Annotated in this window: 23 protein-coding genes; 16 read left to right on the forward strand and 7 right to left on the reverse strand. The window is 40.5% G+C overall.

Features of this window, described 5'->3' with window-relative positions:
* Window positions 1-323: 323 nt before the first annotated feature.
* Complete coding sequence (gene trhA, locus AAHB15_RS07870; protein ID WP_335571605.1) at window positions 324-962, forward strand: PAQR family membrane homeostasis protein TrhA; 639 nt, start codon at window positions 324-326, stop codon at window positions 960-962.
* A 199-nt stretch (window positions 963-1,161) separates the two neighbouring features.
* On the opposite strand, the gene AAHB15_RS07875 is transcribed toward trhA, so the two are convergent.
* Window positions 1,162-1,548, reverse strand: a complete 387-nt coding sequence (locus AAHB15_RS07875) for a hypothetical protein (RefSeq protein ID WP_342042137.1) — start codon at window positions 1,546-1,548, stop codon at window positions 1,162-1,164.
* A gap of 334 nt (window positions 1,549-1,882) precedes the next feature.
* Between AAHB15_RS07875 and AAHB15_RS07880 the strand changes: the two genes are divergently transcribed.
* The gene (locus AAHB15_RS07880; RefSeq protein WP_335571603.1) at window positions 1,883-2,773 is read left to right on the forward strand and encodes a diacylglycerol/lipid kinase family protein; all 891 of its coding nucleotides are present in this window, start codon (window positions 1,883-1,885) and stop codon (window positions 2,771-2,773) included.
* Window positions 2,774-3,168: 395 nt separating this feature from the next.
* Here the strand turns inward: AAHB15_RS07880 and madM are convergent, their stop codons facing one another.
* Together madM and madL are read right to left on the reverse strand one after the other, a co-directional pair.
* Window positions 3,169-3,933, reverse strand: coding sequence for a malonate transporter subunit MadM (gene madM / locus AAHB15_RS07885; RefSeq protein WP_335571602.1), 765 nt, complete (start codon window positions 3,931-3,933; stop codon window positions 3,169-3,171).
* Window positions 3,914-4,324, reverse strand: a complete 411-nt coding sequence (gene madL, locus AAHB15_RS07890) for a malonate transporter subunit MadL (RefSeq protein ID WP_335571601.1) — start codon at window positions 4,322-4,324, stop codon at window positions 3,914-3,916. Before madL ends, madM begins: the two co-directional genes overlap by 20 nt.
* Window positions 4,325-4,604: 280 nt before the next feature.
* Here madL and AAHB15_RS07895 point away from each other — a divergent pair, with 280 nt between their 5' ends.
* The 7 genes from AAHB15_RS07895 to AAHB15_RS07925 are packed head-to-tail and all read left to right on the forward strand — an operon-like array spanning window position 4,605 to window position 11,448.
* Window positions 4,605-5,264, forward strand: coding sequence for a GntR family transcriptional regulator (locus AAHB15_RS07895; RefSeq protein WP_335571600.1), 660 nt, complete (start codon window positions 4,605-4,607; stop codon window positions 5,262-5,264).
* 56 nt (window positions 5,265-5,320) lie between these two features.
* On the forward strand, window positions 5,321-6,256 hold the full coding sequence (locus tag AAHB15_RS07900; protein ID WP_335571599.1) for an ACP S-malonyltransferase: 936 nt from the start codon (window positions 5,321-5,323) through the stop codon (window positions 6,254-6,256).
* 37 nt (window positions 6,257-6,293) lie between these two features.
* Window positions 6,294-7,940, forward strand: coding sequence for a malonate decarboxylase subunit alpha (gene mdcA / locus AAHB15_RS07905; RefSeq protein WP_335571598.1), 1,647 nt, complete (start codon window positions 6,294-6,296; stop codon window positions 7,938-7,940).
* Window positions 7,941-7,955: 15 nt separating this feature from the next.
* A complete protein-coding gene (locus AAHB15_RS07910) occupies window positions 7,956-8,831 on the forward strand; it encodes a triphosphoribosyl-dephospho-CoA synthase (RefSeq protein WP_335571597.1) in 876 nt (291 codons plus the stop codon).
* 13 nt (window positions 8,832-8,844) lie between these two features.
* Window positions 8,845-9,156: a malonate decarboxylase subunit delta gene (locus tag AAHB15_RS07915; RefSeq protein WP_335571596.1), complete on the forward strand. Its 312-nt coding sequence runs from the start codon at window positions 8,845-8,847 to the stop codon at window positions 9,154-9,156.
* Window positions 9,134-10,825: a biotin-independent malonate decarboxylase subunit beta gene (mdcD, locus tag AAHB15_RS07920; protein ID WP_335571595.1), complete on the forward strand. Its 1,692-nt coding sequence runs from the start codon at window positions 9,134-9,136 to the stop codon at window positions 10,823-10,825. Before AAHB15_RS07915 ends, mdcD begins: the two co-directional genes overlap by 23 nt.
* Entirely contained in the window at window positions 10,816-11,448 is a 633-nt protein-coding gene (locus tag AAHB15_RS07925) for a malonate decarboxylase holo-ACP synthase (protein ID WP_335571594.1), read from the forward strand. The genes mdcD and AAHB15_RS07925 overlap by 10 nt, the downstream gene beginning before the upstream one ends.
* A gap of 255 nt (window positions 11,449-11,703) precedes the next feature.
* Here the strand turns inward: AAHB15_RS07925 and AAHB15_RS07930 are convergent, their stop codons facing one another.
* The 3 genes from AAHB15_RS07930 to AAHB15_RS07940 all read right to left on the reverse strand — a co-directional run bounded on the left by AAHB15_RS07930 (window position 11,704) and on the right by AAHB15_RS07940 (window position 13,753).
* Window positions 11,704-11,901, reverse strand: a complete 198-nt coding sequence (locus AAHB15_RS07930; RefSeq protein ID WP_335571593.1) for an H-type small acid-soluble spore protein — start codon at window positions 11,899-11,901, stop codon at window positions 11,704-11,706.
* A 191-nt stretch (window positions 11,902-12,092) separates the two neighbouring features.
* A complete protein-coding gene (locus AAHB15_RS07935; protein ID WP_335571592.1) occupies window positions 12,093-12,827 on the reverse strand; it encodes an SH3 domain-containing protein in 735 nt (244 codons plus the stop codon).
* 5 nt (window positions 12,828-12,832) lie between these two features.
* Window positions 12,833-13,753 carry a hypothetical protein gene (locus AAHB15_RS07940; RefSeq protein ID WP_335571591.1) on the reverse strand — a complete coding sequence of 307 codons (921 nt, stop codon included), beginning with the start codon at window positions 13,751-13,753 and terminating at the stop codon, window positions 12,833-12,835.
* Window positions 13,754-13,879: 126 nt separating this feature from the next.
* Between AAHB15_RS07940 and AAHB15_RS07945 the strand changes: the two genes are divergently transcribed.
* On the forward strand, window positions 13,880-14,059 hold the full coding sequence (locus AAHB15_RS07945) for a hypothetical protein (protein WP_335571590.1): 180 nt from the start codon (window positions 13,880-13,882) through the stop codon (window positions 14,057-14,059).
* Between the two features lie 617 nt (window positions 14,060-14,676).
* On the opposite strand, the gene purF is transcribed toward AAHB15_RS07945, so the two are convergent.
* Complete coding sequence (gene purF / locus AAHB15_RS07950; protein ID WP_335571589.1) at window positions 14,677-16,056, reverse strand: amidophosphoribosyltransferase; 1,380 nt, start codon at window positions 16,054-16,056, stop codon at window positions 14,677-14,679.
* 209 nt (window positions 16,057-16,265) lie between these two features.
* Here purF and purK point away from each other — a divergent pair, with 209 nt between their 5' ends.
* From purK to purM, 6 genes are all read left to right on the forward strand, one after another.
* On the forward strand, window positions 16,266-17,393 hold the full coding sequence (purK, locus tag AAHB15_RS07955) for a 5-(carboxyamino)imidazole ribonucleotide synthase (RefSeq protein WP_335571588.1): 1,128 nt from the start codon (window positions 16,266-16,268) through the stop codon (window positions 17,391-17,393).
* Between the two features lie 72 nt (window positions 17,394-17,465).
* Complete coding sequence (gene purC, locus AAHB15_RS07960; RefSeq protein WP_335571587.1) at window positions 17,466-18,185, forward strand: phosphoribosylaminoimidazolesuccinocarboxamide synthase; 720 nt, start codon at window positions 17,466-17,468, stop codon at window positions 18,183-18,185.
* Complete coding sequence (gene purS / locus AAHB15_RS07965) at window positions 18,178-18,432, forward strand: phosphoribosylformylglycinamidine synthase subunit PurS (protein ID WP_335571586.1); 255 nt, start codon at window positions 18,178-18,180, stop codon at window positions 18,430-18,432. The genes purC and purS overlap by 8 nt, the downstream gene beginning before the upstream one ends.
* Before the next feature lie 11 nt (window positions 18,433-18,443).
* The gene (gene purQ, locus AAHB15_RS07970; RefSeq protein ID WP_335571585.1) at window positions 18,444-19,127 is read left to right on the forward strand and encodes a phosphoribosylformylglycinamidine synthase subunit PurQ; all 684 of its coding nucleotides are present in this window, start codon (window positions 18,444-18,446) and stop codon (window positions 19,125-19,127) included.
* Window positions 19,114-21,402 carry a phosphoribosylformylglycinamidine synthase subunit PurL gene (purL, locus tag AAHB15_RS07975; RefSeq protein WP_335571584.1) on the forward strand — a complete coding sequence of 763 codons (2,289 nt, stop codon included), beginning with the start codon at window positions 19,114-19,116 and terminating at the stop codon, window positions 21,400-21,402. Before purQ ends, purL begins: the two co-directional genes overlap by 14 nt.
* Before the next feature lie 13 nt (window positions 21,403-21,415).
* Window positions 21,416-22,450, forward strand: a complete 1,035-nt coding sequence (gene purM / locus AAHB15_RS07980; protein WP_335571583.1) for a phosphoribosylformylglycinamidine cyclo-ligase — start codon at window positions 21,416-21,418, stop codon at window positions 22,448-22,450.

Genomic DNA, 22,450 nt, shown 5'->3' on the forward strand with positions numbered 1-22,450 from the left:
AATTAAATATAACTAATTAGTCCTGCAAAGAGTAATCTGTTGAAAAATTAAATATGATATTGATTTTATTGCTGAAAAACAAGCAAAACACGAATTAAAATTAAATAGAATCAGCAAACAATTAGAAGTCTAAGTTATGGACTTCTATTTTTTTTACGCAGGGACTTTTTATTTTTAATCCGCCAATTTCAACGTTCCAAAGGTATTTGTATATTTCGTTCTTTTTGAAACACTTCTTTGAAATATGACATATGTATATTACATTATTGCTACTGATCTTGTTAAAATTAATAATTATTGATTACATAGGGAGTGAAACTATTATGGCTAACACACACACTTTTAGCAAAGGCGAGGAAGTCGCAAATTCAATTACTCATGGTATAGGTGCTCTTCTTAGCATAGTTGCATTAATATTATTAATTGTATCTTCATCATTATACGGAAACGCTTGGCATATTGTCAGTTTCACTCTTTTCGGTTCTACAATGTTCTTTATGTATACTTCTTCTACACTGCTACATGCTTTCCCTAAAGGAAGCAGAGTTAAAGATTTATTTGAAATATTTGACCATTCTTCTATCTATTTTTTTATCGCTGGAACGTATACACCATTCCTGTTTTTAGTTGTTAAAGGTTGGTTAGGTTGGACTATTTTTGGGATCGTATGGGGACTTGCGATCGGTGGAACTGTTTTTAAATCCTTTTTTGTAAAGAAATTTTTATTCACATCTACTGCGTTATACGTATTAATGGGTTGGTTAATTATATTCGCTTGGGAACCTTTAACCAAACACATGCAGCATTCTGGTTTAACATATTTAATTATAGGTGGATTGTTATATACTTTTGGATCTGTTTTCTACATTTGGAGGGGATTCAAATATCACCATGCATTATGGCACCTTTTCGTCATAGCCGGAAGTATCATGCTCTATTTCAGTGTGCTAACACTTTTGTAATGAAATTAGTACAATGTAAGTAGGGACTTTATTATATTAGTGTCTGAAGAAATAAATAAGCGATTGACCATTGAATCCATTTATAAGGGATTATTAAAATAAATATAATTAAATCTGGCTTAAATAGGATAAAGAAGGCCAATTTGAAAGCCTCTTTTGCTAGTCTTGGAAATCCAAAGCATAGCAAAAGAGGCTTTTTTCATGATACCTCTTCATATTGAAAATACGTAAACAATTTCCTCTGTACATGCTGCTCCCACTCTTCTAAAGGTGCGTCCATTTCCTTCAAGAGATGATAGGCATTGACCCAAGCCTTCATTTCGGCGTTGATCCGATAGGGACGGTTCGAAATCCACATGTCGTAATCCAGGTTCCCCTCGATGTAATCAATTAGATGCCCTGTCTCATGCGCAAGCGCATATAGGTTCTCTTGGTCCGCAACCGGCGGAACCGTCACTGTTAAATCCGGATTAAAGCTCACCCGATTTTCGGTTGATAAGTGTACTCTTCCCCCCATGCTTTCCACTATGTCAATTAATGCGTTCATATACCTATTGATGTCAGGTCTGCCAATTAAAATCTGCATCTTTCTAGCCATCCTTTTTCTCTATTTGGATTCATCTTACCACATTTTAACTGAAATTCTTGATCGTAGTTAAAAAATTATCTGGGTGAAATTAATGATTTTTTTTAAAGAGGACTCCTCTTAAAAACAACTTTGAAGTCTTACTGTAATTTTAAGCCGAAAGGGCAAATATTATGACACAGTTATTGTTTAATAGTCAAAAGTGGGAGGAAATCCCGGGATAAGTTTTTTATCATTGATGTTCCTAGAATTCTTGATTAGTAGAATTTAGAAGTGAAGGATACACAATGAAAGGGTATATACCTTAAAAGAAGCTAATGAGGAAGTGATTGATATGCGTTTCGAACGAGCACTATTAATTTATAACGGAAATGCCGGAAAAAAGGATATTAAACAGGCACTCGGGGTCTCGGTCCCAATACTGTCATCTGGTATTTCGAATTTATTGATTGTACAAACGCAAAAAATCAACCATGCAAAGGAGCTTTGTGAGCTTCATGGACCAAATGTTGACTTGGTCATTATACTTGGAGGAGATGGTACGGTCCATGAATGTATCAACGGATTGTCAAACCTGGATCATCGCCCTATGATTGGTATCCTACCTGCTGGTACCTGTAATGATTTTTCAAGGTCCTTAATGATTGACCAGGATATCGCTATAGCTGCGGATCAAATCATCCATGGTGAATGTAAGCCAGTCGATGTTCTAAAAGTAGATGACCATTACTGTTTAAACTTTTGGGGCACCGGTTTGATTGCAGAAACCTCCAATAATATTAGACAAACGGAAAAAGATCATCTCGGTAAGATTAGTTATATGCTCAGCGCCATTCGGACAATAAAAAATATGGATCCATTTCATTATGTACTAGATATAGATGGGGAGAGAATGGAAGGAGAGGCGCTATTAATTATTGCAGCCAATGGGAATTACATAGGAGCAAAGAAGATGCCATTTAATGCGATCAGTTATAATGATGGACTCGCAGATGTATTTATCATCAAACATACAAACATGAAGTTGTTGAAAGAACTTTTCACCACAGATATTACAATTCAGAATAATGAGTTAAGCCAGGAAATGGACCATTACTCTGGAAAATCTATCACCATTCATACACAAGAAAAACAGGATGTAGATATGGATGGAGAAGTGTATACCAAGACACCAAGTCATATTACCGTTCTTAAACATCATTTTCAAATGGTAAAACCAAATTAGAAACCGTTAGACAAGTGTTTGATCAATGGTCAACTATTTCTACAGAGCAGCAAAGTTGTCTTATGGCAGCTTTTTTTGGATTAACGTGGATTTTAGGGTCCATTGAGCAACACTTGTCTCTTTTATTATTTTGCCGTTTCTAATTGTAGTTATAAATGATAACGGAAAAATTGTTTTTCTATTGATTTTAAAGGTGAATATTTTCCTTGACTAAGGATTTTAAAAAAATAAGCAATCTTAGTCCTGTTAAGTACAGAAATACCAAGATTGCTTAGGAACCATACTGTCTGCATAAAGTCATTTGTTCGTTGATTTATTAAAAGCATGAAATATTTCATTTGGGAGAAAAAATGCTCTAGAAGTACATAGTTTTATGAAGGATACATGTTCTAATTTTATGCAAAAATGGCCTTTGTCAGTAAAAATAGAACAGATGGGGCAAGTAAGCAGCCTAGGCCAGTATAAAAAGTAGCCGTAACGGCTCCATAAGGAACAAGTTTTGGATCTGTTGCGGCCAATCCCCCTGCTACTCCACTCGTTGTTCCCATGATTCCGCCATATACCATGGCAGTACGCGGGTTATTTAATCCAATAAATTTTGCAATAAATGGTGTGCCTATCATGGTCAAGATCGACTTTACCAGTCCTGCTGCGATGCTAAGGGTGATAACTTCGGAACTTGCACCAATGGCAGATCCTGTTACTGGTCCTACGATGTATGTAGCCGTGCCGGCACCAATGGTCGTTAAGCTAATCGCATCTCTGTATCCAAAGGCAAGCGCAATAATGACACCAACGACAAAAGAGAGAACCACGCCTACAAACAAGGATAAGACCCCGTTTACACCAGCCTTCTTTATTTCACTAAAATTGGCCCCAAAGGCTGTAGCAACAATAGCAAAGTCCCTTAGCATTCCGCCGCCCATTAGACCAATTCCAGAAAAAAGGGTAATGTCTGATAACCCTTTTTCTCCTCCGGTAACCACTCCGCCGATGTAAGCGAGGACAAGACCAAGGGTAATAGCAATAGCAGACCCATGGATGCGGCCTCTGGTTAATTTGTTAGAGATAAAATAAGAGAGATACATAGTTAAGCCAACAATGGCAAAAGCAACAATTAACCCATTATTTTGCAGAAGATTACCTAATATTTCTAACACTCTGTTCGCCTCCATTCACATCGATTTCTAGAATCTCTGCCTGGCCACCCTTGCTTAAAAGAGGAACAACGGCCCAGCTAATCACCACTACAGCTACTCCAGCAATAACAGCCAAAAACCCGCCATCTAGGGCCGCAACCACATTTTGCTGTGCTGACATGGCAATAACAATCGGAATATACATTCCACTCCAAAAAGCTAGTCCTTCTTGTGTCTGTTTGTTAAGCTTATCTTTCTTTTTAAAGTACTCCACAAGTAGTATCAGCATAAGCATAGCAAAACCCACACCGCCGACATTTGCGTCAATTCCAAGTATGTGTCCTAAGAGATCTCCAAAAAACACCCCGGATAAAAAGCAAATAGATAATATTGCGACCCCAAAAATAATCATCCAATTTCTCCTTTTCAATTTTTTCTTTAAGCATAAAACTAAAAGCGAACAGAACAATTTTAAGTATGTCTGTACTGAGAAGAAAATTGAAACAAAGGAAAGCGTTTGCAAAAAAAGAGAATCAACAGTCGACTGTATTCCTAAAACTCATAATAAATCGTGAGAAAATAAAATGTCAATCTTTTTTTAATTTTCTAAATATATTGAAATCTACGAGCGCTGGGGCTATAATAAAAATCGACAGTCGACTATTTAAAAAATGATTGGAGGAGACTTCGTCATGAAAACGAATAAATTTACTCAAAATGCATTATCAAATCATATTGCTGAACATATTACAGATCAAATTATTAAGGGGGAACTAATCCCTGGGGATAAACTAATCGAACATATTTATGCAGAAGAGTACGGAACTAGCCGCGCTCCCGTTAGGGAAGCTATTTATCTACTTTCCATAGAAGGCCTTGTGGAAAGAATTCCAAGAAAAGGGGCCGTGGTCAAAGAATATACGGAGAATGAGATATATGATCTTCTTGAAATACGTAACATGCTCGAGACGATGGCCATCGAACGTATTGGCCGAAAAGGAGTAGACCAAACGGACCTGCAAAAAATGGCTGCTATTTTAGAAAAAATGAAGGATGAGGCGGAAGTTCATCAATATACCCAACTAAATCACTCTTTCCATATGACACTTGTGGAAATGAGTAAGAGTGAAACTATTAAAACGATGTATTCAAGGCTCGGATGGCCGCTGCTAAGAATCCAAAGCCTATCGTTTGCGAACGATGGCAATATTGAAAAGTCTGTTAGAGAGCATCAATTGTTAATCGAATTTTTGAGAGAAGAAAACATCAAGGAAGCAGCGAACCTTTTGAAGCGTCATAACGAGGATGTAATTTCAAGTATGCAGAAAAAGCTAGGTTCACAGAATAAATAAGTTTTTTTACAAGGTTATCAGACTAGTTGAGATTACAAACAAGGTGGTGAAAGTTGGTGAAACTCGCATTCTTATTTCCTGGCCAAGGTTCTCAAAAGCCGAATATGCTTCAAAAACTGCCTGAACATCCTGCAGTTGAGGCTGTCCTGCAAGAAGCTACGGAGGTACTCGGAGAAAGCGTTTACAACTTTAATTCCATTGAAGCTTTGAAATCGACCGTATCTGTTCAAATCAGCCTGCTTGTTTCCTCTGTTGCTATCTTAAAAGTATTTGAAGCAAAAGGGATATATCCCAATATTGTGGCAGGCCATTCTGCAGGTGCTTATAGCGCAGCCGTTGCATGTAGGGCCATGGGGTTTGCTGATGCTTTAAGCATGATAAAGCTCAGAGGTCAGCTAATGGAACAGGCCTTTCCTAGCGGCTACGGAATGGGTGTCATTACAGGAATGGATGAACAGACTGTAAAAGAACTAGCAAATTCTTGTTTTACAGAGACAGAACCTGTATACACGGCAAATATTAATGCTCTGGATCAAATCACAATTGCAGGTTCTATTACTGTCCTCAACAAGGTTATTGACCGTGCAGCTACTATTGGGGCAAGAACAGCGGAACTTCTAAATGTGAACATACCATCCCATTGCTCATTGCTAGATCCAGTTTCTAAATCTTTACATGAGGAATTGTTAACAATTAATTTTAAAAAGCCAGTCATTCCATATGCTTGTAACCGGACCGCAAGGCTTTTAAGATCGCCGGAACAGGTTAGGGAGGATCTTGCCTTTAACGTTTCACATCCAGTTATGTGGCATAATATTTCTTCCATTCTTTGTGAGCACGGTACAAGGCTTTTTATTGAGATGCCTCCAGGAAATGTTCTTACCAGTTTATCAAAAAAAGCACTGCCCGGTGCCCGTTCTCTTTCTGTGGATGAAAACGGGTTTGGAAATTGTTTGGTTTTGGCTAGGCGTTTCTGTTCAGAACATTCTTAAGTATAAAAGTTTGATAGGAGAAAGGGGATAGCAGGAAATGCAGGCAATAAAAAAACACGCTTGGAAAAAACGATTAGAGGCAAAAGAAAAGAGAATGGAGAAAATGAAAGGCATAACGAGCAGCCGAATTATCCCAACAAACAAAATTGTTCAGGCTCTTGAAACCTTAATCCAACCTGGTGACCGCGTTGTTCTTGAGGGAAACAATCAGAAGCAGGCATCCTTCCTGTCATCAGCCCTTGCCAAGACAGACCCGGGAAAATTATATGATTTGCATATGATTATGTCGAGTATATCCCGGCCTGAGCATTTGGATCTGTTTGAATATGGAATTGCTAAAAAAGTAGATTTTTCTTACGCCGGCCCGCAAAGTCTTCGGATTGCACAAATGGTGGAGGATGGGAAACTTACAATGGGTGAGATCCATACTTATATAGAGTTATATGGAAGGTTGTTTATCGACTTGATCCCATCAGTTGCGCTGGTGGCTGCTGACAAAGCCGATGCTGTCGGTAATTTATACACAGGACCGAATACAGAAGAAACTCCAACATTGGTTGAAGCAGCAGCTTTTCGTGATGGGATTGTCATTGCGCAGGTGAATGAACTAGTGGATGAACTTCCGCGTGTTGACATACCTGGTTCATGGATTGATTACGTTGTAGTTGCTGACAAGCCGTATCAACTTGAGCCTCTTTTTACCCGTGATCCGCGCCATATTACAGATATACAGGTGCTTCAAGCGATGATGATTATCCGTGGTATATATGAAAAGCATCAGGTGAAGTCGTTGAATCATGGAATTGGCTATAATACAGCTGCTGTGGAGTTGTTACTTCCTACATATGGAGAAAAGCTTGGGCTTAAAGGCAAGATTTGCAAACACTGGGCGTTAAATCCGCATCCCACATTGATTCCTGCAATCGAAAGCGGCTGGGTAGAGAGTGTCCATTGTTTTGGTGGAGAAGTTGGAATGGAAAAATATGTGGCCTCAAGAAGGGATGTATTTTTTACAGGTCATGATGGAAGTTTACGTTCAAACCGGACATTATGCCAGCTGGCAGGGCAATATGCTGTCGATCTGTTCGTAGGATCAAGTCTGCAAATCGACGCTTACGGAAATTCTTCAACTGTTACCCGCGGGAGGCTTGCAGGGTTCGGCGGTGCACCAAATATGGGGCATGACCCAGGTGGGAGGAGACATTCTTCCGAGGCGTGGCTGGACATGAAGACAAATGATGATCCGCTTGCACGTGGAAAAAAGCTGGTAGTCCAGGTAGTAGAAACCTTCCAAAACGGAAATAAACCGGTGTTTGTTGAATCTTTAGATGCATTGGTTGTAAAAAATGATGCAAATCTCGCAACGGCACCTGTCATGATTTATGGTGAAGACGTCACACATATTGTGACAGAAGAAGGGATTGCTTATTTATATAAGGCGAACAGCATGGAAGAACGCAGGCAAGCAATTGCAGCAATCGCAGGCGTTACTCCGATTGGGCTTGAACATGACGTTAGAAAGACGGATAAGTTGAGAATGGAAGGACTAATTGCCCTCCCTGAGGATCTTGGGATTAGAAGAACCGATGCAAAGCGTTCCTTGCTTGCTGCTAAAAATGTAGAAGAGCTGGTGGAATGGTCAGATGGTTTATATGAACCACCTGCTAAATTCCGTAGCTGGTAACAGGGTGCAGTACAAATGGAAAAAATACAATATACAGAGAATCTTGCGTTTTTAGCAGTGCAAGCACTGATTGAGGAGGCAGAATTGACGCCGAAGCCAGGTCTTGTTGACAAAGAAAGCACAGGTTCCCATCATGATATGTCGATTGAATTAATGATTAAATCAGCAGAATCTTTAGAACCGGCGTTCAGAGAAATTGCCAAGGTAAGCTATGGAAGGGTCCCTTCCCAGGAATTAAGGGAAGAGATTGCTGCTATCGGGCGTCAAGGTGAAATCGATATGTTCCAAGCTACTGGGGGCGTGAATACACATAAAGGTGCTATCTGGGCTTTGGGCCTGCTTATTTCAAGCGCAGCCATGAACCCAAGAGAGACATCATTGGACCATATTGCTAAAACCGCAGGAAACCTTGCCCTCTTCCCGGATCGGAACCTGTCACAACAAATAACAAATGGTAAGAGGGTAAAAGAAAAATATGGGGTGAATGGAGCGCTGGGGGAAGCTCAGCAAGGGTTCCCTCATATAAGAAAAATATCACTACCTGTTCTTTATGATTCGAGGGGGAGGGGTATCAAAGAGGACCTATGCAGGCTGAATACCTTAATTGCACTTATGGCAAGTCTTGATGACACATGTATTTTACATCGGGGAGGGGCTCGAAGCTTGACCGCTACCAAGGAACTTGCATCAGAAATCCTACTATCAGGTGGAGTTTGGACACAGACCGGACGGAAGGTTTTAGAGGAGTTAAGCCAATTCTTAATTAAGTACAATGCTTCCCCAGGTGGGAGTGCCGATTTGCTTGCGGCTACATTATTCCTTGATTATCTCTATAAAAATAACACAAGCCATTTATGGGGGTTCAAAAAGGACTCGCTCATTAGAAAATAAGGAGGGTGCCAATTTGGAAAAATTAATGTTTCGTTTTCCTGCAACAAAAAAATTGAATTCAATTTCACATGTGGGTGTGGTTGGATCTGGAGATTTGGAAATTTTGATGGAACCTTCGGAAGGGACATATACAGAAGTAATTGTACGTACAGGTGCAACGGGGTTTAAAGAAACATGGAGCTCCGTTTTAGAGAGATTTTTTTCACAGCATGATGTTTCAGCAATGATTAAGATTAATGATTTCGGTGCAACTCCAGGAGTTGTAACATTACGACTATCACAAGCATTGGAGGTGGCTAACGATGCTCGATACGTTAAAAAATAGCTTTGTTGAATGCGGCGGACGTGATAGGGCACGTGCATTGTTGGATGAAGCCAGCTATAGGGAATTACTGGACCCATTCACAGGTATTGAATCACCACATTTAGAACCTCAGGGCATTGTCCCGCAAAGTGATGATGGTGTGGTGATTGCAAGGGGAGAACTGCATGGTCTTTCATTATTGGTGATTTCTATAGAAGGGAATTTCCAGGGAGGAGGCATTGGTGAGGTCTCAGGTGCAAAAATTGCCGGTGCACTGGAACTTGCTTTGGAGGAAAATAAAGCAGGCGGATCAGTGTACCCAGTCATTGTGTTTGATACAGGGGGAGTAAGGCTGCAGGAAGCAAACTATGGACTATTGTCAATTGCAGAAATTGGGGCGGCCATCGTTGCGCTTAGGGAATATGTACCGGTTATCGGTATTATTCCAGGGAAAATTGGAGCATTTGGCGGGATGTCCATTACGGCAGGTTTATGCAGCATCTTAATCATGACCCGTGAAGGACGGCTTGGATTAAATGGACCTGAGGTTATCGAGCAAGAAGCTGGAATGGAGGAATTCGATTCCATGGATCGTCAGTTAATCTGGAAAACAATTGGCGGGAATCAAAGAAATGCGACGGGATTTGCCGACCTAGTTGTGGATGATGATATTGAAGCTTTTCAACATGCCATTCTATCTGCAGTCAAAAAAGCGGCTGGAAAACCTCCAAGAAGCACCCAGGTTGAAAGGTATCTTATGTTTTTACAAACGGTCGATCCTTCAGAACCCATTAACGCGGAAAAAGCACGCCATTTATGGAAACAGTCAGAGCAAAATACACTAGATGAATATAGCTTTAAGAGGCCTATTCAGGAGAATGGGATAGTAAGCAGAGGGAATAAATGGTTTACTCTCTTAACAAAGGGGTCCCCAACTATCAGTAAAACCCCTTCTGTTCTTTGTGCAGATTCCTTTATTGGAAATGTTCCTGCGCGTTTCCTTGCAGTGGTACCGGATAAATTTAGCCGCTTCCCAAGAGCACGATCCGGTGAATTCGGCCTTGAAGAAGGATGGATGATCGCAAAGTATGTACGGGATGTGATCGAGGAGGACCAGAATCAGGAGAAGCGGGCAATTGTCGCAATTGTTGATGTACCAAGCCAGGCTTACGGCTATCGTGAGGAACTTCTGGGGATTCATCAGGCATGTGCTGCGGCAGTTGATGCTTACGCTTCTGCTAGATTAGCAGGACATCCAGTCATTGCCTTTATACCTGGAAAGGCTATTTCGGGTGCATTTCTTTCCCACGGAATGCAAGCCAGCCGTCTGATAGCTTTAGAGGATGAGGGTGTAAATGTTCATGTCATGTCCAAAAAATCAGCAGCTAGAATTACACAGCGTACGATTGAAGAATTGGAAGAAGCGACAAAGAAAGTTCCTGCCATGGCCTATGATATTCGTTCTTTTGAAAAACTAGGGGCACTATTTGCCCTCATGAGTGGTATAAATGCAGATTCCCCAGGGATTTCCGACCGTGCAGCAGTATTTAGTAAATTAGTTGAAGCCATTGAAGACACAAAAAACAGTCCAAGCAATCTTAGCAGCAGACTCAACACTTCTTTTGCACGAGAAGGTGGGCGGGCAGCTTCGATACTTGTACGGAAGAAGCTTGCAGAACAATGGCGCTAGAACCACATGATTTACTAAAAGTTAATCCTAGGGATATCATCAGTCACTCTTTAATCCCTGAATGGGTCGTACATTCTTTGGAGACAGCCCCATTTGTTGTGGTGCGGAGGGTGTATGCGCCAAAAGGGCAGGCAGCTATTGGTGTTAGGGGCAAGAAAAGAAACGAGAGATTTGGGGCATTTTTATCGAAAAATTGTATTATTAATCAAATAAAGCCTGAAGACCTTTCCCCAAGAGATCAGTGGAAAGATAAACAATCACCTGTTTTCGGAGCAATGGAGTTAGCAAAAGACATATTCAATACTCACAGAATTTCATGGGGGCCCGGAGGAAGTGTCGGTTTCGAGCTTGCCAGTGGTGTGGAAACTGTGACATCAAAAAGTGACCTGGACCTGATCGTTCGTTCACCAGAAGCTTTGGAGGTATATAAAGCAAGGGAGATTGTGGAAGAATTAAAAAAATGCCCGGTAAGAGTAGATGTTCAAGTGGAAACCCCTGCCGGTGCCTTTTCATTGATGGAGTATGCAAGAGGTCCCGGGCAAGTGTTATTAAAAACGATGTTTGGTCCAAAGTTGACCAGTAATCCTTGGGAAGTATCTAATGCTTTTTCCTTATTTAAGTAATAGTCAGTATTCCTGTAAATGTCCCACGCAGTCCCGCTAATTAAAGAACTAAAACAGCTCCAAAAATCAAAAGAAGAACAGGCTCGAGAACTAGTCACTCAGCTAAGGTAACACAATGATAGAATCGAGTATAAACGTAATAATCTCACTTTCTGATGGAAGGTGGGATTTTTCGTTATCAACTAAATTGACACCAATTATTTAACACAATTGGTGTCAATTTCAATAGATTTTTGGAGCGATCGATTGTCATATTTACGTGGTATAGTACTTTCCCGTTTCTTCCAAATCCCTAATCGGAACGATTTGTCTTTCACTATGAATGCCTCTTTCGGACACAACCGCATTGTTTGATGTCTCATCAACGCTCTCAATCCATACAGGAATTCCATGATAGTGTACGGCTACTTCCTGATCAGAAAACATGATTTCCTTCGCACGATCCAAATTCATATGAACACCTCATCATTATCTTTTGCGATAACATAGGATATATTCTTAATTTATAAGAGTTATTTCCATAAGGTCGCTCCAACCTTGCTTGATCATCGGAGTGAGTCATATTATGCTTAAAATGGATATTGGCGATCTTTTGCGTGCAATGTCTGGTGGGTTAGATTCGCACACAGTCATGCCAAAGCTTATTATTTTTCCCTGACAATCAAGGCTGAAATCCAGCCTTCGATCCCGTTTGTGGTTTGAACTTTTAGCCACTTAATTCCTTGGGAATCTACTTGTTCTTCATCCAAAAAGTGCATTATTTCTTCATTTGTAATAGTGTATAACCGGGGCGCTGTTAGTGTGGGAGCTTCACGAATATTTCCGCCATCTTCATATTTCTTATTTAAAATTAATACTTTTTGGTCAGGGGAAGCCCCGGATGCTTGTATATGCACATGTTCTTGGTTTAACCATACCTCAGCTTTCTTCCATTTTTGTGTATACCACTCATTTGGATTGTTCATGTTTTCTGCAGTAAGCAAAATCACTAAAGTGGTGGCAGAATAGAAGGTCCATCTTTTAATCCTGGTCTTATACCTTTTCCGTTTCATAAAGAGCTGAATCATTTTGTCGAAAAAACTTTCGAACAAGGCAAACATTCCTTCAATGATATCAATCCAAACAGATATGCCAGCCTTTCCTGCTTCTCTCCGGCTTCTTTGCATTTTGCAAAGAAGTGCCATGATTGGATAAGAAATGAGATAAAGCATTTTTTTCAACAAACGGCACAATAAGTTTAAGAAGGGTGGAACAATGTACAACAAAATCACCCTTGCAAGCTGCAGGAGCACAAAGAGAGCCAAAAAAAGGCGCAACCATTCCGGCAGGACAGAAATAAGTGACCAGATCCAAAACAGCTGATTTAAAATGGATTCCACAATCGCTAATCTCCTTTATTTAAATAGGATGGAAGTTCTCTCCTTGGACCAGCAATCTGTTTTTTTCTATTGATGTCTTCCAGATTGACGGGGAGATAGGGGAAGAGTTTTTTTAGCTTGGCCAATCTTTGTTCTGCATCAAACTGGTTAATAGAGTGATCGTTGATCAAGTTTAAAAGTTGTTTGTTTACCTCATATTTGAAAGTTTGATTTTGGCTAAACTCCGATTCCACTAGCCGCTTTGCCATTTTATTCTTTTCTCCAAGCTTCCCAGCAGTGATAAAATCACCTGCTTGAAGGGCTTCTTTAATCGAGGCCGAAATGCGGCGCGCTTCCTCCAAGTCCAGAGCCTCTTGATAGGCAGATAGTTCAGCGTTCCGATCTAAATCGGCAATCGCCTCATCATGGCGCTGGTCCCGAATACTTTGCCGGATCAAAACACGAATATTTCGAACAACAATTCCAGCCTCTCTTAACACCTTGACTAATGGCGAGGTTTGAAAAAATTCTTCAATATGCCGAGCAAAGCTCAGATCTTCTTCAATAGGATAAAATCTTGCTTCCGACTCCACCCAGAAGGGCAGATTATTGTTAATAATGTGGCCAATTTCTCCTGCATTTTGTTGAACTAACCGTTCGGGGTGTTCAACGGCAATATCGATAAACAAATTGACAGAAAACCTTCTTCCTCTTGTTGCCGAAGGGACTTCCTCTTTGTAGCTGATGGTTTGCTGCTGCATATTGACTGTATAAACCCTTTTATACTTGCCAATCCGCAATTCACTACGTGACAAACGCTCTCCATTTTTAACTGCATAGTATTCGTTGTGATTATTAACATAGACAAAGGCATAAGTCATAGACGACGCCGGCGGTTTTTCCAAAAAGCTAAATTTCACTTCTTTAACATCTTCAATAAATTGCATTAGGTTATTCCCTCCAGGTTTACTATTTTCATTGAGAGATTACTTACCCTTGTCTACATTCTATGCAGACAATCGGAAGATAAGCCCCCATATCTTTGCAAAATTGGGGATTGAGGGAGTTGAAAAATGTTAATCTACAGCACAATTTTTCAATTAATCTTAAACGCTCAGAGTCTGAAAGATCAAATGAAGCCGGAGGTTTTTTTCAAGGAGGAATTGGTGGGCGAGGGAGTGGCAGGCATGATTGGGGAATTAATCGTTACTGCCTTGATGAACGCGGTGTTCAGGGTGTTATTATTATCATAAGGGTTCAAAATATCAGGTTCTTTCACTTTGGCCTTCTGTCCATTCACCGTTGATAAAACTTTGATTTAACAACCCAACTGCTTGCATGAAAAAACTCCTCCCAACAATAAGCTAATAATTTCTCTAAATATTGTAGCGCTTACAAAAAAGTTGTACATAGCTATGTACAGTTAAACTATTAAAATATTCAACTGAATAGTGGGTATTCTAGCAACGATATTTTGGAAAGTAGACTCAATTGTTGCTATATATGCAACAATGAGAAAAAAATTTAATCTTTGTCTTACAAAATAGTCAATGGACTATTCGTTGTTTTAATCTATTGATTAATAAATGCATTCATCGTGTTGTCTTTGAATAAATTTTATTTCTTATATAAAAGGAGCAGAGGTGTTAACCATGTAATTGAAGAATTGTTTGGTGAGAGAAATGATATTATCCCGAAGGTTAATTATGAATATATAATTGATTCACGTAGATTGTTAAAAAATACAATCGGGGTATCAATAGTGATATGGAGCTAATTTATCCGGAATAGTAAAGGGAATGCACCAAGAGTGTGATTCCCCGAAAAATGTACCATTATGAAATGGTAAAAGCAAAGTGTTAGTAAGGTATTACTTCAAATACAATTTAGTTGGATAAGCCCCACTAAAACAGGCGATACAGCGGCTGCTTGTGTCTGCTAAATCTACATCTACAGCCTCTAATAACCCTTCGGTACTTAAAAAGGCTAATGAATCTGCACCAATCACTTTTCCCATCGCACGTTCATGCTCATGCTTATTAGCAAAAAGTTCCTCTTTTGTTGGCATATCCACTCCATAAAAACAAGGATTTTTGACCATAGGGGAACTTATTCGTACATGGACCTCCTTGGCACCTGCTTGACGAATCAATTGAACAATACGCTTACTGGTTGTTCCACGAACAATCGAATCATCTACAAGCACAACCCGTTTATCCTCGAGAATTTCCCTGACGGCACTTAATTTTAGACGAACGGCCAGGTCCCGCAATTCCTGGGTCGGTTCAATAAAAGAACGGCCTGCGTAGGGGTTTTTGATGATACCCATTTCATAGGGAATACCCGATTGTTGGGCATAACCCATGGCTGCAGGGACACTTGATTCCGGAACGGCCACAACCACATCTGCTTGTGTCGGATGTTCTTTTGCAAGGATTTGGCCTAATTCTTTCCGGATGGATAATACACTTCTTCCATGAATGACACTATCTGGACGGGCAAAATAAACAAATTCAAAGGAACATAGGGAAATATCTCCTTTTTCGGCAAATCGGCCTGTTTGAATACCCTTTTCATCAATGAGAAGCCATTCTCCCGGCTCGACATCCCTCCAAAACTTGGCATCAACCGCATCTAAAGCACAGGTTTCGGAAGCGGTGATAATAGATTCACCAATTTTTCCGAGGCTTAAAGGTCGTAACCCATGTCGATCCAAGGCAACAAGCATTTGTTTATCTGTCATGATAAGCAATGCAAATGAACCATCAATCCGCTTAAGTACTTCAGGTCCAGCTTTTTCAAAATATTTTTTACTGGAACGGGCAATTAGGTGAGCGATAATTTCCGTATCTGTTGTTGTCTGAAAAATGGCACCTTGTTGCTGGAGAACCTTCCGTTCAATAGTCGCATTCACCAAGTTCCCGTTATGGGCTACGGCCAAATCACCCTCACTATATTTAAAGACAAGAGGTTGTGCATTTTGCAGTAAACTAGCACCGGAAGTGGAATATCGTACATGACCAATGGCCATATTCCCACTTAATCCATCAAGAATCTCGCGTGAAAATACTTGAGTAACTAATCCCATTCCTCTGTGATGCCTAAATGACTTCCCATCACTAGACACGATTCCTGCGCTCTCCTGACCGCGGTGTTGAAGGGCATGAAGTCCGTAATAAGTTAAATCGGACGCTTTAGGATGATTAAAAACTCCAAATACCCCGCATTTCTCATGCATTCCTGAATCCATTTGTCTTCCTCCCATACTTTCATTCCCTTATTTTTGGCAAAGAGGAAATTTCTATCCTTTTTTATTCAATTCCTAGTTCGCCTGTTTTGGCTGCTCAAAGCTTAAAAGTTTTCTAGTTATTAATTAAAGGAGGATGATTCAGGATAATCTAAAATCATTAAAAGATTAAAATACACAAGAATTTTTGTTGTTTGAAAGGGGGAAACACTGTGGAAGTAATTAAACCGGGTTCAACCATTGGCATCCTAGGCGGAGGGCAATTAGGAAGGATGATTTCGATTGCCGGGAGAAACATGGGATATCACTTTATTACCTTGGATCCGACGCCGGACTCTCCATGTGGGCAAGCAGCGGATCAACAAATAATAAGTTCCTTTTCCGATCTAAAGGCTGCCCAAGAATTAGCTGATTCCTCAGATGTTATTACTTACGAATTTGAAAACGTCGATTCTAATGTTGCTTCCTTGTTAGAAAATACATCCTTTGTCCCACAAGGAAGTGAACTATTACGAATAACACAAAACAGGATCCGTGAAAAATCTTCCTTGCAGTCTTATGATGTGCCCGTCGCACCTTTCTTGGTCATAGAATCTGAAAATGATATACATAAAGCCGCTGATTGTTTTGGTTTTCCCTCCATAATGAAAACAGCTACCGGGGGGTACGATGGAAAAGGGCAATGGATCATAAAAAGCACGGATGAGATTCCAAATGCGATGGAGATTTGGAAAAATGCGGGGAAAGACATGATTATTGAAAAGTTTATTCCCTTTTCGAAAGAATTATCGGTCATTGTTGCCCGAAATTTACAAGGGCAGACAAAGACTTTTCCAGTTGCTGAAAATATACATGTCAATAATATCCTGCATCAGTCTATTGTTCCTGCAAGGATCACTGCTGAGCAACAAGAGAAAGCGGAAAAAATCTCATTAAAAGTGGCTGAGTCATTACAAGCAATCGGATTAATTGCTATTGAAATGTTTCTTACCAATGATGATGAAATCATCGTGAATGAGTTAGCACCCAGACCACATAATTCTGGACATTATTCAATGGATGCTTGTATAACATCACAATTTGAACAACATATACGGGCCATATGTGGACTGCCTTTAGGAGATACTACCCTCTTAAGCCCGATTATTATGGTGAATATTTTAGGTCAACATTTAAGTGAAGTGCTTACTAAAATCAATCAGCTTCCTCCAACAGCGAAGCTACATTTATACGGTAAAAAGGAAAGTGAAGAAAATAGAAAAATGGGCCATATCAATTTTTTAGGATCTTCAATCGAACAAGTGGACCAGCAAATAAAGGATCTTAATATTTGGACCTAAAGGATCCACATAGTCCGTATTAGTATTTTCTTTTTAAAATTACTAGACAGGTGAATGAAGGAGTAACCCATAATGGAAAAACTAGAACAACTTTATGAAGGTAAAGCGAAAAGAGTATTCAAAACATCTGAACCAGAAACGTACTGGATTGAATATAAAGATGCTGCGACTGCCTTTAATGGGGAGAAAAAAGCACAAATAGCAGGAAAGGGAACGCTAAATAACGAGATTAGTGCTATTTTCCTTAGTTTGCTGAAAGAAAAAGGGGTAGACAATCATTTTATTAAAAAAATTTCAGCAACGGAACAAATCGTTCAACAAGTCGAGATTATCCCCATTGAGGTTGTGGTTCGAAACATCGCGGCAGGATCACTGGCAAAAAGGCTTGGATGGGAGGAAGGAAAGGAACTCCCGAAGACGATTGTGGAATTTTACTACAAAAATGATGACCTTGGAGACCCTATGATTAACTATGATCATATTGACATTCTTGGGCTAGCTGCAGAACAGGAATTAGTTGAAATTCGAAAACAAGCTCTGAAAATCAATGAAATCCTAAAGGAATTCCTACAGAACAAAAATATTATTTTGGTGGATTTTAAATTAGAGTTTGGTAAAACCCCAGCAGGGACCATCATTTTAGCGGATGAAATCTCCCCGGATACGTGCCGATTTTGGGATGCCGATACAATGAAAAAGCTAGATAAAGATCGGTTTAGACGGGATTTAGGCAGCGTCGAAGAAGCATATCAAGAAATATTAAGGAGAATCGGGGGTAGTGTCAATGTTTAAAGCAACTGTATACGTAACGCTGAGAGAAAGTGTTTTAGATCCACAAGGGAATGCCGTTCAGGAGTCACTGCATTCACTTGGATATGAAGAGGTGGGAGATGTACGCATAGGGAAATACATGGAGCTAGAAATAAATAGTGATGATCAAAAAGCGGCAGAAGAACGAGTGAGGGATATGTGTGAGAAGCTATTAGCCAATACCGTGATTGAAGACTTTAGGTTTGACCTCAACAACATGGAAGGATAGGGGGAATTAAGTTGAATTTTGCTGTACTGGTTTTTCCTGGTTCAAATTGCGATATTGATATGTATAAAGCGGTTTTAGATACGATTGAACAATCGGTCGAATATGTATGGCATCTAGAAACGGACCTATCCAAATATGATGCCATTCTTGTCCCAGGAGGATTCTCCTACGGGGATTATTTGCGACCAGGTGCTGTTGCGAGTCTATCTCCCGTCATGGAGCAGGTGAAAATAGCAGCGGAAGAGGGAAAATTGGTCCTTGGTGTTTGTAATGGATTTCAAATACTAACCGAAGCAGGGTTATTGCCAGGCGCTTTAAGAAGAAATCAACGTTTGAAATTTCATTGTGACACCATTGATTTAAAAGTAGAAAACAACCAAACTCCGTTTACATTAGAATATCAGGAAGGCGAAACGATCCGTATTCCCATTGCCCATGGCGATGGAAATTATTATTGTGACCAAGAGACATTGGAACAATTAGAGCAGAACAATCAAATTGTTTTCAGATATAAAGGGACCAATCCAAATGGTTCTATATCTGAGATTGCAGGGGTGACCAACGAGAGAGGAAATGTTTTAGGATTAATGCCCCATCCGGAACGTGCCGTTCACAAATGGCTCGGAACAGATGACGGAAAACGGATGTTTTCATCTATTTTAAGTTACTGGAGGCAACAACATGGTACAGCATAAAGAACCAACTCCCGAGCAAATCGCCCAGCAAAAGGTCTATCGGGAAATGGGATTAACGGACGAAGAGTTCGATAAAGTGATCGAGATTCTCGGGCGAAAACCTAATTATACGGAAACGGGAATATTTAGTGTCATGTGGTCCGAGCATTGCAGCTATAAAAATTCGAAGGTGGTCCTAAAGCGTTTTCCCACTTCAGGCCCGCATGTCTTGCAAGGTCCTGGAGAAGGGGCTGGAATTGTTGATATCGGTGATAACCAAGCGGTCGTGTTTAAAATTGAAAGCCACAATCATCCTTCAGCCATTGAGCCTTATCAAGGTGCTGCGACTGGGGTTGGCGGGATTATTCGTGATGTTTTTTCCATGGGTGCACGTCCGATTGCCTTATTAAACTCACTACGTTTTGGCGAACTTGATAACCCAAAAACGAAATATATTTTTGAAAATGTGGTCGCTGGTATCGCCGGATACGGTAACTGTATGGGTATTCCTACAGTTGGCGGGGAAATCTACTTTGATGCTTCCTATGAAGGCAATCCCCTTGTTAATGCCATGTGTGTCGGGTTAATTAACCATGATGAAATTCAAAAAGGTGTCGCTAAAGGGATTAATAACCCGGTTATTTATGTTGGTGCTGCAACCGGAAGAGATGGTATACATGGAGCAACCTTCGCATCCGAGGAGTTGAGTGAAAATTCAGAAGCAAAACGTCCAGCTGTTCAAGTAGGCGATCCATTTATGGAAAAATTACTGCTGGAAGCGACTCTTGAATTGATTTCCTCAGGTCATGTAGTAGGAATACAGGATATGGGGGCTGCAGGATTAACAAGCTCCAGCTCTGAAATGGCTAGTAAAGCGGGTAATGGAATTGAATTAAACCTTGACCTCGTTCCACAACGTGAAAAAGGAATGAGTGCCTATGAAATGATGCTGTCAGAATCCCAAGAAAGAATGCTGGTTGTCGCCAAAAGTGGAAAAGAAGAGGAAGTTAAAAAGATTTTTGACAAATGGGGTCTTCACTCTGCTGTGATTGGCCGAGTGACAGATGATAACCATCTTCGCTTAATTCACAAAGGAGAGGTCGTTGCAGAAATCCCGGCAGACAAACTGGCAGAAGATGCACCGGTGTATTGTAAGCCCTCGAAGGAGGCTCCTTATTATGAACCATTTTCATCGATAGACACAGCGGCAGCCATTGAAGAGCCAAACGATTATAATTCGGTTTTAAAGCAGCTGCTTGCCTCGCCTACGATTGCAAGTAAAGAGTGGGTATATCAACAGTATGATTATATGGTGAGAACAAATACGGCCGTCATACCAGGATCGGATGCTGCTGTTGTTGCGATCCGTGGAACCCGGAAAGCATTAGCGATGACGACGGATTGCAACGGCAGGTATGTGTATCTTGATCCGTTTGTTGGAGGAGCGATCGCGGTAGCGGAAGCGGCCCGTAATGTGGTTTGTTCTGGTGCGGAACCTTTAGCGATTACAGATAACTTAAATTTTGGGAGTCCAGAAAAACCAGAAATCTTCTGGCAGTTTGAAAAGGCGGCAGATGGCATTAGTGAAGCTTGCAGACAACTTAATACCCCGGTTATTGGCGGAAACGTAAGCCTCTATAACGAGACAAAAGGAGAAGCCATTTTTCCAACCCCAACGATAGGCATGGTTGGGCTAATGAAAGATATCGCTCACATTACAACACAGGAGTTTAAAAATGAAGGCGATGTAATCTTTTTAATTGGGGAAACCAAAGTAGAAATAGGCGGATCGGAATACCAAAAAATGATGACAGGCAAGATCGAAGGCCGTCCGCCGCAGATAAACCTTGATTTGGAAAAGAAGATTCAAGCCTTTACCCTTAAGATCATTCAAGGAGGAATCGTAAAATCTGCTCATGATACGGCAGAAGGCGGTTTTGCAGTTGCAATAGCCGAAAGTTGTATTGGCGGGAAGTTGGGAGCAGAAATTCATTTAACGGATGAATTGCGTACGGACCTAAGTCTCTTTAGTGAGACTCAATCTCGAATTATTGTATCTGTGTCAGAGGAACACGCTGAGAAGATAAAGGAAATGGCCAAACAGCAAGAGGTACCGATAAAAGAAATCGGGAAAGTGAAGGGCAACGAACTTTCTATTTTTCATAATGGAAATAACGTGATCTTACAACCTGTTGCTTTATTGGATGCAGCCTGGCGGAATACTATTCCTGATATTATGCGTTCCGGATTACTAAAAAAGTTTACCATGCAGGAAATCTCTGCAAGTTTACCGTAAAGGAGTGAAACAGATGAGCGACGCATACCGTCAAGCTGGAGTCAATATTGATGTGGGAAATGAAGCGGTTGAAAGAATGAAAAAACATGTAAAAAAAACCTTCCGTAAAGAGGTATTAACGGGACTAGGAGGGTTTGGGGCTTTATTTAAACCAGATATAACAGGGATAGAAGAACCTGTTTTTGTTTCAGGTACGGATGGAGTAGGGACTAAATTGAAGATTGCCTTTGCCATGGACAAACACGATACCATTGGAATCGATGCCGTTGCTATGTGTGTGAATGATGTAATCGTCCAAGGAGCCGAGCCTCTTTTTTTTCTAGACTATCTTGCCTGCGGTCAGATCGTACCGGAAAAAATTGAAGCCATCGTAAAAGGGATTGCAGATGGATGTGTGCAGGCTGGGTGTGCGCTAATAGGCGGCGAGACAGCTGAGATGCCAGGTATGTATCAGGACGAGGAATATGACATCGCCGGCTTTACAGTAGGCATGGTGGATCAAAAACATCTTATTGATGGAACCAAAGTAAAAGCTGGTCAGGTTCTCATTGGTTTAGCTTCGAGTGGTATACATAGCAACGGCTTTTCACTAGTCCGAAAGGTTCTATTAGAGGATGCTAAACTCTCATTAAGTAACTATGTTGATGAATTAGAATCTGAATTGGGAAGAGTGCTGCTTGCGCCAACTAAAATTTATGTGAAATCGGTCCTTTCAACTGTAAGGAAATTTCATGTCTCTGGTCTGGTGCATGTGACAGGCGGAGGCTTCTATGATAACATTCCACGAATTCTTCCCAAAGGCTTGCAGGCTGTAATTAACCATGAGTCATGGAAGGTCCCAAAAATTTTCTCCTTTATCCAAGATAGAGGCAATATATCCGATTATGATATGTTCCGAACCTTTAATATGGGAATTGGCATGATTTTAGTGGTAGATGCTAAAGACACCAAGACCATTTTAGAGCACTTACAAAAGTTAGGTGAAACTGCGTACGAAATTGGTACCGTGCAAAGTGGTACTAATGATGTCGTTATTAAGAAGGAGTAG

It is taken from the genome of Bacillus sp. OTU2372 (genome assembly GCF_038440275.1).
Lineage (GTDB): Bacteria > Bacillota > Bacilli > Bacillales > Cytobacillaceae > Neobacillus > Neobacillus bataviensis_B.